At 47.3% G+C, this 12,672-nt stretch carries 9 protein-coding genes; 3 read left to right on the top strand and 6 right to left on the bottom strand.

All coding sequences use genetic code 11. The annotated features are described in order from the left end of the window. Window positions 1–58: 58 nt before the first annotated feature. The 4 genes from L9Q39_RS08170 to L9Q39_RS08155 form a co-directional block, all read right to left on the bottom strand. Window positions 59–1,135, bottom strand: a complete 1,077-nt coding sequence (locus L9Q39_RS08170; protein ID WP_237484598.1) for a BMP family ABC transporter substrate-binding protein — start codon at window positions 1,133–1,135, stop codon at window positions 59–61. A 476-nt stretch (window positions 1,136–1,611) separates the two neighbouring features. Next, window positions 1,612–2,541: an ABC transporter permease gene (locus L9Q39_RS08165; protein WP_237484597.1), complete on the bottom strand. Its 930-nt coding sequence runs from the start codon at window positions 2,539–2,541 to the stop codon at window positions 1,612–1,614. After that, complete coding sequence (locus tag L9Q39_RS08160; protein ID WP_237484596.1) at window positions 2,541–3,677, bottom strand: ABC transporter permease; 1,137 nt, start codon at window positions 3,675–3,677, stop codon at window positions 2,541–2,543. The genes L9Q39_RS08165 and L9Q39_RS08160 overlap by 1 nt, the downstream gene beginning before the upstream one ends. Beyond that, a complete protein-coding gene (locus L9Q39_RS08155; protein ID WP_237484595.1) occupies window positions 3,670–5,256 on the bottom strand; it encodes an ABC transporter ATP-binding protein in 1,587 nt (528 codons plus the stop codon). The genes L9Q39_RS08160 and L9Q39_RS08155 overlap by 8 nt, the downstream gene beginning before the upstream one ends. 370 nt (window positions 5,257–5,626) lie before the next feature. Between L9Q39_RS08155 and L9Q39_RS08150 the strand changes: the two genes are divergently transcribed. From L9Q39_RS08150 to L9Q39_RS08140, 3 genes are all read left to right on the top strand, one after another. Next, window positions 5,627–6,268, top strand: a complete 642-nt coding sequence (locus tag L9Q39_RS08150; protein WP_237484594.1) for a TetR/AcrR family transcriptional regulator — start codon at window positions 5,627–5,629, stop codon at window positions 6,266–6,268. 251 nt (window positions 6,269–6,519) lie between these two features. Beyond that, window positions 6,520–7,980 carry a methyl-accepting chemotaxis protein gene (locus L9Q39_RS08145; protein WP_237484593.1) on the top strand — a complete coding sequence of 487 codons (1,461 nt, stop codon included), beginning with the start codon at window positions 6,520–6,522 and terminating at the stop codon, window positions 7,978–7,980. 83 nt (window positions 7,981–8,063) lie between these two features. Next, window positions 8,064–8,480 (top strand): hypothetical protein, encoded by a 417-nt coding sequence (locus L9Q39_RS08140; protein WP_237484592.1) that lies wholly within the window; start codon window positions 8,064–8,066, stop codon window positions 8,478–8,480. 1 nt (window position 8,481) lies between these two features. On the opposite strand, the gene L9Q39_RS08135 is transcribed toward L9Q39_RS08140, so the two are convergent. Both L9Q39_RS08135 and L9Q39_RS08130 read right to left on the bottom strand, forming a co-directional pair. Then, the gene (locus tag L9Q39_RS08135; RefSeq protein ID WP_237484591.1) at window positions 8,482–9,360 is read right to left on the bottom strand and encodes a 6-pyruvoyl trahydropterin synthase family protein; all 879 of its coding nucleotides are present in this window, start codon (window positions 9,358–9,360) and stop codon (window positions 8,482–8,484) included. 223 nt (window positions 9,361–9,583) lie between these two features. Beyond that, a complete protein-coding gene (locus L9Q39_RS08130; protein WP_237484590.1) occupies window positions 9,584–12,664 on the bottom strand; it encodes an efflux RND transporter permease subunit in 3,081 nt (1,026 codons plus the stop codon). Window positions 12,665–12,672: the final 8 nt, after the last annotated feature.

Genomic DNA, 12,672 nt, shown 5'->3' with positions numbered 1-12,672 from the left:
GATCAAAAAAAGACCTGCTGGTCGACAACTAAGCCGATTGAGCAGGTCTAAGCGGGGTCTAATTAGGGATCGTTGCGTCGATACCCTCGACATACCAGTTAATGGCTGCTAGTTCGTTATCCGTTAGGGTGTAACCTGCGGCAACCACCTCTTTACCAGTGTTGTCTTTCAGTGGTCCAGTGAATGGGTGGAACTCGCCAGATTTGATCTGAGCATGGCTTGTTTGGATCGCTTGCTGCAAATCTGCGGGTAAGCTTGGGTTGATGGATACAATCTGCAGAATGTCATCCTTGAAGCCCCCCCAGAAGTTCTCTGGTTGCCAATCTTTATCCATCACCTCTTTAGCACTGCGAATATAATGAGGTCCCCACACATCACGTACTGAGAACATATGAGATTTTGGTGCAAACTGACTCATATCTGAGGCTTGACCAATTCCCATCACCCCGCGCTTTTCCGCCGCAATAAGGGGCGCTGGGCTATCTGTATGTTGCAGCATGATATCGACCCCTTGGTCCATCAATGCGTTTGCTGCATCTGACTCTTTCCCCGGGTCATACCAAGTGTTTACCCAAACGATTTTGATCTTTACATCCGGATTGACGCTTTTCGCGCCCATATAAACCGCATTGATATCACGAATCACTTCGGGAATAGGGAATGAGGCAATGTAACCGATGGTGTTGGTTTTGGTCGCCATACCAGCGGCAACACCAGAAACATAGCGGCTTTCGTAGGTGCGTAAGGTGTAGGTCGAGACGTTTTTCGAACGTTTGTAACCAGTCGCGTGTTCAAACTTAACGTTAGGGAAACGCTTAGCCACTTTGATGGTCGGGTTCATAAAGCCAAAAGAGGTGGTGAAAATTAAATCGTGACCGGACTTAGCGAGCTGAGTGATAACACGCTCTGCATCAGCACCTTCTGGCACATTTTCAACATAGGTGGTTTCAACTTTGCCCCCATAATGTTGCTCTAGTTCTTTACGACCTTGGTCATGCTCGTAACTCCAGCCATGATCGCCGACCGGACCGACGTATACGAAGCCGACTTTGAGTGGTTCTTCTGCCAAGGTTGAGGCAGAAAATAGCGCGGACACTGACAGCGCCGTCGCTTTCATCCATGTTTTAAGTTTCATGAAACTCTCCATTTTCATTGTTTTGGGTAGCAGTTCTTTGTTTAGGAAAGCTGCTGGTTGTTGAGTTAATGGAAGTAATTGCAAAAACCTGACCAATTGGTCGTGTTTTTTCTGATTATTTCATCAGCCACTTGTTGAAACCTTTGTGAGACAAGTGTTGCGGTGCTGTTAATGTGCTGGGTAGGTTGGGTAAATGAAGCGATAAGGTGTGGTAAGGGAATGCTTTGTTGATGTTTTACATCTTATTAACGCACGGTTGTTGGGCATTGCACTGATTTTGTTCGTTTAGCGAAAAGGAGGGGGGGATTAGGTTGTTAGGTTTTAGGTTTTAGGTGTTAGGAAAGGCTCTCTTGATTCGGTCAATCCCTCACACACCGTCATCCCTTCGAAGGAAGGGATCTACCATCCGCGACCACAGAACTTCATGAAGCCGCTTTGACAGTACCCCCCACCTTTTGGGTCAACCCAGTTTGCATTTAATGCAACTTAGGATCGAATGGCTTACCCAAGCTCATAGGCGTTGCCAATTTTTGCTTGAGGGCGTTGGAGCTGATGATCACCATAACGGCGATGGTGGCGACATAAGGGGTCATGGCGAGTAGGTTTGGTGAAATATCAAAACCGAAGCCTTGCATCACAAGGTGTAGGATTGAGGCGAAGCCGAACAAGTATGCCCCCAAAGCCAGAAAGCCAATACGCCAAGAAGCAAACACCACCAGTGCCAATGCAATCCAACCTCGACCTGCGGTCATGTTTTCCATCCACATTGGCGTGTAGGCCAGTGACATATAGGCTCCGGCTAAACCCGCCATTGCGCCGCCGAATAGGGTGGCGAGGTAGCGCACTTTGATCACATTGATACCCAGAGCGTTGGCAGAGTGTGGGTTTTCGCCAACCGCACGTAGCGTCAGACCCACTCGGGTTTTGTTCATCACGTACCAAGCTAAGACCACAATGACAAAGCTGGCGTAGATCAGAATATCTTGGTTAAACAGCAGTGCTCCGAGTATTGGAATATCACTTAACAAGGGAATAGCAATGGGCTGAAAACCGGATAAGGTTGAGCCAACGAGCCCGCTGCCTAAGAACGAACTTAAGCCGGTACCAAAGATGGTGAGCGCTAATCCTGTTGCGACTTGATTGGTGTTGAGCGACAGAGATAGGGCTGCGAACAATAAAGCCATTGCCATGCCTGCCATGATCGCCAGACTAATCCCAAGAAATAGGTGACCGCTGTAATAAGCGCCGGCAAAACCTGCCATCGCGCCCATCAGCATCATGCCTTCTTGTCCGAGGTTAAGCACGCCGGATTTTTCGCAAATTAACTCACCAAGTGCAATAAGCAGGAGAGGAGTGCCAGTTTTCAGTGCTGCGACCAAGATTTGTTGAATTAATAGCAGGTCCATTACACCGCTCCTTGTTGTGTGCTTTTGGGTTCGAGTTCGGGCATAGGTTCGCGTTGTTGGGATTGCTGGTTGTTATGGTTTCCACGCGGCACAATTGTGATGCGGTAGTAAACCAGAAAATCACAAGCAAGCAGGAAGAACAGTAAGGTGCCTTGGAATAAGCCCGTGATTGCGGTTGGCATCCCCAGTTCTATCTGTGCTAAATCACCGCCCATATATAAGGTGCCCATAAACAGCGCTGACAAGATGATGCCAAATGGATTGAGTCGTCCAAGGTAGGCAACGATGATCGCGGCATAACCATAACCCGGTGAGACGGATGGAATTAACTGACCGATGGGTCCTGTGACCTCCGCTGCGCCCGCTAATCCAGCAAGAGCGCCGGAAAAAAGCATCACCATCCAGACAATTTTACTCGAACTAAATCCAGCATAACGCGCCGCTGCTTGGTCCTCGCCAAAGACACGTAACTGAAAGCCGGGTAGGGTTTTAAACAGCAGCACGCCCGCTACGATGGCAATGATAATGGCGATCACGATGCTGATTGAGGCGCGTCCTTCATCCATCAGCGTCGGTAGCAATACACTGTCGGCAAACATTACGGATTCGGGGAACCCAAATCCTTGAGGATCCGCTAACGGACCGTGCACCGCCCACAACAGGATATACAAACCGATATAATTGAGCATGATGGTGGTAAGGATAAGATTGGTGTGAAATAAGCGATTTAATAGCGTTGGGATCGCCGCCCAACACATTCCAGCGCCGATGCCACCGACCAGCGACAGCAGTAACATACCGCTGCTTTCGTCATGCGCTTGAATCGCAATGGCACTCGCGACGACCGCGCCGACTAACAGTTGTCCCTCTGCCCCTATATTCCATATATTGGCACGATAGCAGAGTGCCAAGCCGATAGCGCATAACATCAAAGGCGTTGCTTTCACCATTAACTCGCCCAGATTATAAGCGTCGCCAATCGGTTGTAGGATAAACACTTCAAATGCTTTGATGGGGCTGATATCGAGCAGAGTAAACATGATCCCAGACACTAAAGCGGTGAGGGCAATGGCGATCAGCGGTGAAAACCAAGCCATCGTTTTTGAGCTTTGGATACGAGGTTGCACTTTAAGCATGAGTGACCTCCTTGCTGTTAATGTTGTTCTGGTTATCAATAGCGTCTTTTCTATCAATAGCGTTTTCTGTATCAATAAAGCTACCAGCGATCCACTTACCGATTTGTTCGATGTTGGTCGCTTCGGTCGCGACCGTTGGCGATAATCTGCCTTCATAAAGTGCCGCCATACGGTCACAAATAACAAACAGTTCATCAATGTCTTCTGAGATAACCAGCACCGCAGCGCCGGCATTACGGAGCGCAATCAATTGGCGATGGATAGCACTGGCGGCACCAATGTCGACGCCCCATGTTGGGTGAGCGCAGATCAGTACTGTGGGCGCTTGTTCCACTTCACGTCCAATAATGAATTTTTGTAGATTGCCTCCTGAGAGACTTTTGGCTTGAGAGGTTTGGTTATGACACTTCACCTTGTTGTCACTAATGATCTTATCGGCGAGTGTGCGCAGCTTATCTTTGAGGATGAAGCTAAATTGAGTCAGGCTATCGGAATGAGTAAGCAGCGTATTATCCGTCAGACTCATCTCAGGGACAGCGCCATGACCCAGACGATCCGCGGGAACATACGCCATGCCCATGTTACGTCGTGTAGACGCATTTTGGTCGCCGACAGCTTGATTGTTGAAGAGAATGGTGTCGGCTTTGGCTCGGGTATCTTCGCCACTGAGTGCCTGCAATAAATCTTCTTGCCCATTCCCCGCCACGCCGGCGATTCCCAAAATTTCTCCGGCGTTCAGTTGTAAGGTTACGTTGGTGAGCCCGCAGCCAAATGGGTGAGAGGGCGCTAGCGTCAGATTTTCGGTGGAAAATAGAGCCCGATCCGTCAACTGTTTGGAATAACTCTCTGACAGTTCGGCGTCGCTGCCGACCATCATGCGAGCAATAGAATCGGGAGTTTCATTGGCAGGCGTACATTCGCCGCTGACTTTCCCACCGCGGAGGATGACTGCGCGGTCACAGAGTTCGGTGACTTCCTTTAACTTGTGACTGATAAACATGATGCTACATCCCTCAGTCGCGAGACTCTTAAGCACTCGAAATAGACCGGCGACCTCCTGCGGTGTCAGAACCGAAGTCGGTTCATCTAATATTAGCAGTTTTACCTGTTGAATTAAGCAGCGTAGGATTTCGAGTCGTTGACGTTCGCCAATACTTAGGCTGTGTACATAGCGGTCGGGATCAACATGCAGTTGGTATTTAGAGCTGATGTCTAGGATACGTTGGCGCAGATCATCAATTTGGTCGACAAAGCTTTTATCCAACCCCAGTTCAATATTCTCCTGAACCGTCAGGGTTTCAAACACCGAAAAGTGCTGGAAAACCATGCCAATGCCCATAGCGCGAGCTTGATTAGGAGAAGTGATCGTCACCTCTTGGTTGTTCCACAAAATAGCGCCTTTATCTGGGCGGTTCACTCCATAGATCATCTTCACTAAGGTGGATTTACCGGCACCATTTTCACCGAGCAGCGCCAGTATCTCTCCTTGATGTAATTTAAGGTTAACTTTGTCATTTGCTATCACACCTGGAAACATTTTGCTTACGTTCCAGAGTTCTAGCAAGGGTGTTTTCTTCATGTTGAGCATCTTCCTTTATGCCTGCCAAATAGGGGCTGATTGATATTGTCGTTGTAATATTTGGCGATATTTACATTAGTGATAAAAATAAGGTGGTAAAAATAAAGTGATAAAAACAGTGAATCCGATTATCAATGCAATAACCTGACCAAGTGTTCAAGAAAGCTGAGTTATTGGCTTTGTTGTCAATATGTGTCTATTTGGTTGCAACTTATGGTGGCTTTATAGTGCAACTGCGCCATGTTAGTGCGTCGTGCTCTTGGGCAAACCTCAATATGACAAGGTACTTTTCTGCTTGACAGTTTGGTTGAGATTGCTGAATGTAAAGAAAGAGTTATTGGGTGATTAGAAACAAGGATGAGGATCGATAGTGACCACGGTATCGAAATCGAAGGACAAAACAGAAACCACAGGCGCGATACGCAAGAAAAATCAACAGCGAATTCTCAGCGCCGCTGCTCAAGAATTTGTGAGGCATGGATTTAAAGGCACATCGGTTCAGGCGATCGCCGATAGAGTCGAACTCCCTAAAGCCAATATTTTATATTACTTCAAGTCAAAAACGGGACTCTATAAGGCGCTGTTAAGCGACATCATGGATATGTGGAATCAAGGATTTTCGGAGCAACATCGCGAACAAGAACCCGCGCTGGTGATTGGCAACTATATTCGCGAAAAAATGCGCTATAGCCGCACCCATCCGATGGAATCAAAGATTTTTGCTATGGAAATTATCCAAGGTGCGCCCAATGTGAAGGATATTCTAGAGCGCCCGATGATCAGTTGGAGTAAACAGAAGTCCGCGGTTATTCAGCAATGGATTGATGAAGGGAAATTGCGTGCCATCGAACCGCTGTATCTGCTGTTTATGATTTGGGGAACCACCCAATTTTATGCCGATTTTGATACAGAAATTGGCTTGTTAAACGGCCAACCTCTCACCGAGCAAGAGTTTGCTGAAGCCGAAGAGTTTACGGTGCAAATGGTATTGAGTGGGTTGGGGTTAGTGTAATTTCATTGTTTTTAAGAGAAACAGTTTTTAAGAGAAACTGTTGTTAAGAGAAACTGTTGTTAAGAGAAATCGTTGCTAAAGGAGATTATTGTTAGGAAAAGTTACTGTAAAGAAAAATTGCTGTTAGGAGAAATACTCAAGAAACGATAGGCTTGGTCGATACAATGTGGTAACAATTAATTACAAGAGTTAACGCTCAAACAATATGCCAGTATCAGTTGTCCATAATTATATGTTTTATTGGAGTAAAAATGGATTTTAAGCAGACTTTATCTTTTAAAGACAAGACGTACTTTATCGGCGTTCCCCTCTCTCTTTTGTCTTTCGTGTACTTTTTCCGCTATGGCTATAGCACGATCGATTTGACGATTGCACTTGTATTAACCGCAGCAGTATTTCTATTAAACGCGAAAACTTACCGTTCAATTTTACCCTACCTTTTATACGGTTTTGTCGCTTTACATATCCATCAAGCTTATGGGGATGAGATGCTTCATTTTGAAGTCTTCATCCTACTGGGGTTGATGACGCTTTATATCGATTGGTTGATGGTTTTGCATACTCTTATCGCGGCGGCGTTACACCATGTCGGCTTCTATATGTTACAAAACTATGGATTTCCAGTTTACGCTTACCCGCCGGGCACCGAGTTTTCGCTGGTAATTGAACACTGCTTGTATGCTATTTTCCAAGCGAGCGTATCAATTTACGCGTGTTTGACGATGGCTCAGAGTGAGCGTCGTACAGAGTATGTTGCGCGTTCGATTGAAAAATTAGTGCAAGACGATAAATTGGATTTACGTCTAGAACTTCAGCAAGGCGATGAGTTTTACCAACGATTTAATCAACTGATCTCTCAGCTGCAAAGTATGGTTTCGGTTCAAAAGCAGGCCATTGGCAACTTGGAAAGTGTTGCTGACAACTTGGTATCCAATGTGTCCGTGGTTGAACATCAGGTTTCGCAAAATGCGATGAACTCAGAAATGGTGGCGACTGCTATTGAAGAACTGGGCAGTTCATTTAGTTCGATGTCATCGATTGCACAAACTTGTAATGAAAATACTGAGCAGGCGAGCAATTTAAGTAGCAATGCGCTTGATAGGTCGGCAATGTGCCAAACAACATTGGACACACTGAAACAAACGATTGGCGATACACAAGATAATGTCGCTAACGTTGTCCGCGACACAGAGAGTATCCATAAGATACTACTAACCATTACAGGTATTTCTGAGCAGACTAACCTGCTGGCGTTAAATGCGTCTATCGAGGCAGCTCGAGCGGGTGAGGCAGGTCGAGGTTTTGCAGTGGTTGCAGATGAAGTTCGTCAATTAGCAACCCGAACCAATGCAAGTGTTGAAGAGATCAACCAGTCACTGTCCGTGTTGGATAATAATATTAAACTCTCGACAAGTAACATTAGTCGCGTAATAGATTACTCAGATAATGTTAGCCATGCCGTACAAGAGATTATCGAGGTCACTCAAGATATTTCAACGAACATCTCATCGGTCAATGATCAGATGTATCATGTCACCACCTCGGTGAGTGAACAGTCGCAGGCGTTGAATCAAATTACCGATACGATGTCGAGTGTTAATCGCTCATCTCACTCTATTGCTGAACAGTCAGAAGAGCAAAAATTGGCGATCAAAGCACTGTCTAGCTCTATTGATGGATTAACTAAAGAGAGCCAGCGTTTCGTAGTGTAGTCGTTTGTTGGATGACAGCTCATAGGGTCATAGTTACCTCAAGCTCGCCACCTCAAGCAACAATGACATCTTGAACAAAGATTATGATGTACAAAAAACTGTTAGCGATTGTATTGCTGTTTTTGGTTGGGTATTCATTACCCAACCTATTTTCTCTCGATAAAAAGATGGAATTTGCGCAGGAGTTGCAAGATCCGCTTCTTTTTGAGTGTCGGTTAATCAATAATCGATGTGAAAATGGTGGGTTAGCGTTGAGAATACACAAGGGTGAATTTAGCACTTTACAGCGAACCACATTTACTCTCGCCATCAACAATACACCCATCACGACCCCGGTATTAATTTCTTCCGATGATGGTCAATTTGGTACCTTGCTTGGTCAAATGTCTAAAGAGTCACCCTCAATGGTCGAGGTGTTGCTCCCTTATTGCGGCAATAAGATTATGAAAATGATTGTCGTTGATAAGAGTAGCAACACAGGATTATTGGTTACCCTCTAGCTTATCGAAACGCCATCGCCCCTTTGCCAACACCCTCGTATGCCACGATTTGTAGTGTCTGCTGCGGTGCTAACGTTGGTTTTATCTCATCGGCGATATAGTCTGCCAATAGTTCAACCGTGGTGTCAGTGGTCAGGATCTCGGTGTCGCTTTTTGCGATGGCGAGTTCAAACGTGCCTTGAGGCGCGTTGTAGCGAAATGCGAAGTGACTGCTGTCGGTAATTGCCTTAGCGTTGTCGCTCAGATCCAGTTCCGCTAGCGTGACTTGATCTTCTTTTGAAGCCAAATAGATATCTTGCCAGCGTTTGGCAAAGGCGTTCTCTTTTTGCGCGTCACGTTGACCGTCAACCCAAATTTCTATTGGGGAGCGATGACCGTGCGCAATACGTTGGCAGTTACCATCATGTTTTTTGAGCCCGTGAGTGTAGTGATAATACGCACCTTGAATATCTTCGTGGCGCAGTGTGAGGGTTAAACCCGTTACATTGCTAGGAAGGTTAGCGCGCAAAATGTCATAAACGTGGCGAGTGACAGTTTCAATCGTGATCGATTCCGCATCGATCAAGCAGAAAGCCTCATCAGGGCAGTGCAGGTGGAGGCTTTTTTCGCCACGTAACACATCGAGCTTGGCGTATCCGGTTTTGCTTGGTTCAAGCGTAATAGCCTGATTGCGCATCGGAAGCAACAAACGGTGATCGACCTGTTCATCAACCAAGTGTTTGATCTGTTTTTTAACCTTGCCAAAATCGAGCACCATGCTCATCTCATTCAATTCACCGGATAGGGTGACATCTAGAATCCAACTATCTCCTACGACTCCTCTGTGTTCACAGATATATGATGAATCGATAACGGTAAGATCTCTTACAAATAGGTTCAAGTGGAACTCCTTACTACTCATGAGATACGGGAGGCTGAGGAATCGCTCAGCAGGCACTTCGTCTCATTGGCTAGGTTAAATAAATGGACGGGAAGAATGTCTTAACGCTGGTGTGAAGTCCACCTTTTTTACAAATAACTTCACGGATTGCCGCGTATTGATTAGTAATACTTCCCTTGGCGGTATGAAATTCAATCGTATTTTCTACATACATGGCCTTGCGCTATTTTAATGCTCGCCCCCGAGTCATTAGCAAGAACATTGAAGGCACAAAATAGAATGAGAGCAAGGTTGTTAATACCGTACCGCCCGCAATCGCCACTGCAAATGGCGGCCAAAAGCCACCTCCGGCGAGAATAAGTGGCATAAATCCACCCACCGTGGTGATGGTGGTGGATGAAATGTGTCGCGTACAAGACATCACGGCGGCGACGATGGCACTGATATCGCCAGAAGCGGCGTTGGCGTCTTGTTTTAGTTCAGCCAAGATGACAATGGCGGCGTTAATCGCCAAGCCAATAATCCCTAGCATGGCAATAATCACAGTAAAGCCAAACGGGTAGTCAAATAGCCACACCGAAAGCAGTCCCAAACCGCCTGCCAGCCAACCGACACTAAAGATAATAGTACTCAGTCTGAATGAGTTGAATGACATGACCACCACTAAGATCATCAACACCACCACCACGGCGATGTTGGACACCAGACTGTTCACCGAGCGATCACGTTCAGCGGATTCCCCTCCAAAGTCAATGCGATAACCCGTGGGTAATGAATAATCTTTCAGCCGTTGCTGGAACGCATTGAGAACTGTCTGCGGTAACACTCCAGCATCAATATAGCCCTCAATCGAGTTAACCCTTTCACCGTTGCGGCGAGGAATAGCGCCTCGACTTGGGGTAAGAGTTAAATCCGCTAAGGTCGAGACGCTGACACCCGCCGTTTGTATATCAGATTGCACCGGTAAATGGATATTGCCCAGATTGGAGACGGTTTCGCGCTGTTCGTCCGATACGCGCACACGCACCGGAAGCGATTCACTGCCCTCGATAATCGAGCCACTTTTCTGACCGATAAAGGTGGCTTGCAGCAGCCCAGCCACTTGATTAAGTGATAGACCATTCAGCTTGGCGGTATCTTCATCAACGTGCAGCCAAACCTTTGGCGTACCGGGTTGCAGTGTCTCACGAGTGTGCGAAACATGGGGCGTGCTGGCGAGGATAAGGCGTATGTCTTCGCCGATGGCTTTTAGGGTATTGAGGTTTTCGCCATAGACACGCAATTCAATCGGTGCGGTAAACGGGGGACCTTGATTGAGCTCTCGAACCAAGATCTGCGCTTGGGGCACTCGCTCATTAACCACTTGCTGCAATTTCGGAATTAACGCATAAGCTTGACTAAAATCGCCGGTTTTCACCATCGCTTGCGCAAAGTAGGGTGCGTTGTTTTCCCGAGCTTGCAGGTTGTAATAAAACGAAGGGAAGTTGGCACCAACCATCCAGTTGACACTTTCGACCTCTGCATAGCTGCGGATAATCGTGTCAATCTCGTCAGTGACGGCTTTCGTCGCGTGAATACTCGCCTGAGGTGGAAGGTAAACCTGAACCTCAAACATATCACGATCTGAAGGTGGGAAGAATTGCTCCGTGAGTTGGCTGATGCTCCAGTAACCCGTTATGGGAACGATAAGGACTAAGACAATCGCAAGCTTAGGATAATTGACCCCCGCACGGACCGACTTTTCAAATGCACGCGTTAACGCAGGAATACGCAGCCCAGTGACATACCAAGCATCGCTGTGGGTTTGATTGGCTTGATGTAAGTGACCGGGTAACAATTTGGTCGCCAATCCGGCAATTAAAGTATGAGACAGGAGATAGGAACCCAGCAGAGAGAAGGAGACGGTGATGGCAATCGCGCCAACGAACTCGCCCGTTGCGCCGGGCATCAAAATAATCGGGGCAAAGGCAAGAACCGTGGTTAATGTTGAGCCGAGCAGAGGCACCCACAAATGTTTGATGGCTTGATAGGTCGCTTGTAAACGCTGCTGCCCCTTGAGGCGGTAGCTCTGTATGGTGTCGACCATGACCACAGCGTTATCCACCATGATACCCAAAGCGACAATCAGACCCGTCACTGACATCTGGTTAATGGGCACACCCGTGGCTTTCATTAAAGACAGCGTTAATAAAGAGGTGAGTGGTAATGAGATGGCGACCAACAGCGCGGCACGAACGCCTAATGTGACAAACAGCACGATTAAGATCAGCACGAAGCCGATCAACAGGCTCTGAGCCAAGTCGCTAAGGCGAGTTTCGGTATAACCTTGTTGATTGAACAAGACATTGACTTTGATATTGCTCGGTAAATCTTGCTCAAAACGCTGAATCGCCGCGGTGGCATTCTCGGTCCAGTGATCAACCCGCAGTGTCGGTTGCATTCGAGCGGCTATAATGACGCCCGGTTTTCCATTGATAATGGCGATCTCTTCGCTTGGGGTTTTCTCGCTGCGTTTGACCTTGGCAATATCTTCTAAGTGAATGATATGACCGAGGCTGTTGATAGAGATAGGCACTTGTTTGACCCGTTCGATTGAGTCTAAATCCGAGGCGATTTCGAGACCAAAGCGAGTATGCTGGCTGACCAACTCGCCCGATGAGTTCTTTGCATCGGCACCACTCAGTGCGTCGGCGATCGTGAGGCTGGAAAGGCCTAACGCTGCCGCATCGGCAGTGTTTATGGTCACGAGGATCTCTTCCTCGGGCATTCCATATTCATCAACAAATTCCGTTCCTGAAAGGTTGCGCAGTCTCTTCGCTAGCTCCTTGCCGTAGCGACCTATGGTTAACTTGTTGGGCTCTCCTGCCCCTTGCCAAGTTAACGCGGTAATCATGGTAAAGGCATAGGTGTGGTCACTGTCGATCTCGGGGCTGCCCGCTCCATCGGGAAGTTGCGGTGTGACATCATTGAGTTTATCGCGGGCTTTTGACCACACCGGCTCTGGCTCAACAATGTCATCTTTAAGCTCGATGGTGATGATGGAAATCCCCGGACGAGAGTTGGAGGTCAGTAATTTCACCTCGCTAAGTTCACGCAGTTGATTCTCAACCACGTCGGTCACTAGGGTTTCTACACGCTCTGCGCTGGCACCGGGAAAGGTCGTAATCACCGTCGCAAAGCGATTACTGATAATGGGATCTTCGGCTCTAGGTAAGGTGGTAAACGCGGATATTCCTGCCACTAAAACCAATGCAGTAATAAGAATCAGCAGTCGAGTATTGGCAATTGCGCCCATGATATTCATTCATCGCT

The organism is Vibrio hippocampi, from assembly GCF_921292975.1.
GTDB classification, from domain to species: Bacteria; Pseudomonadota; Gammaproteobacteria; order Enterobacterales; family Vibrionaceae; genus Vibrio; species Vibrio hippocampi.
Note: the sequence above shows the minus strand (reverse complement) of the source record. Positions and strands in the feature narration are given on the sequence as shown.

Bases quoted from the DNA above. Each gene is read 5' to 3' on its own strand.
- L9Q39_RS08170 (WP_237484598.1), bottom strand. From the start codon at position 1,135: ATGAAACTTAAAACATGGATGAAAGCGACGGCGCTGTCAGTGTCCGCG.
- L9Q39_RS08165 (WP_237484597.1), bottom strand. From the start codon at position 2,541: ATGGACCTGCTATTAATTCAACAAATCTTGGTCGCAGCACTGAAAACT.
- L9Q39_RS08160 (WP_237484596.1), bottom strand. From the start codon at position 3,677: ATGCTTAAAGTGCAACCTCGTATCCAAAGCTCAAAAACGATGGCTTGG.
- L9Q39_RS08155 (WP_237484595.1), bottom strand. From the start codon at position 5,256: ATGAAGAAAACACCCTTGCTAGAACTCTGGAACGTAAGCAAAATGTTT.
- L9Q39_RS08145 (WP_237484593.1), top strand. From the start codon at position 6,520: ATGGATTTTAAGCAGACTTTATCTTTTAAAGACAAGACGTACTTTATC.
- L9Q39_RS08140 (WP_237484592.1), top strand. From the start codon at position 8,064: ATGATGTACAAAAAACTGTTAGCGATTGTATTGCTGTTTTTGGTTGGG.
- L9Q39_RS08130 (WP_237484590.1), bottom strand. From the start codon at position 12,664: ATGAATATCATGGGCGCAATTGCCAATACTCGACTGCTGATTCTTATT.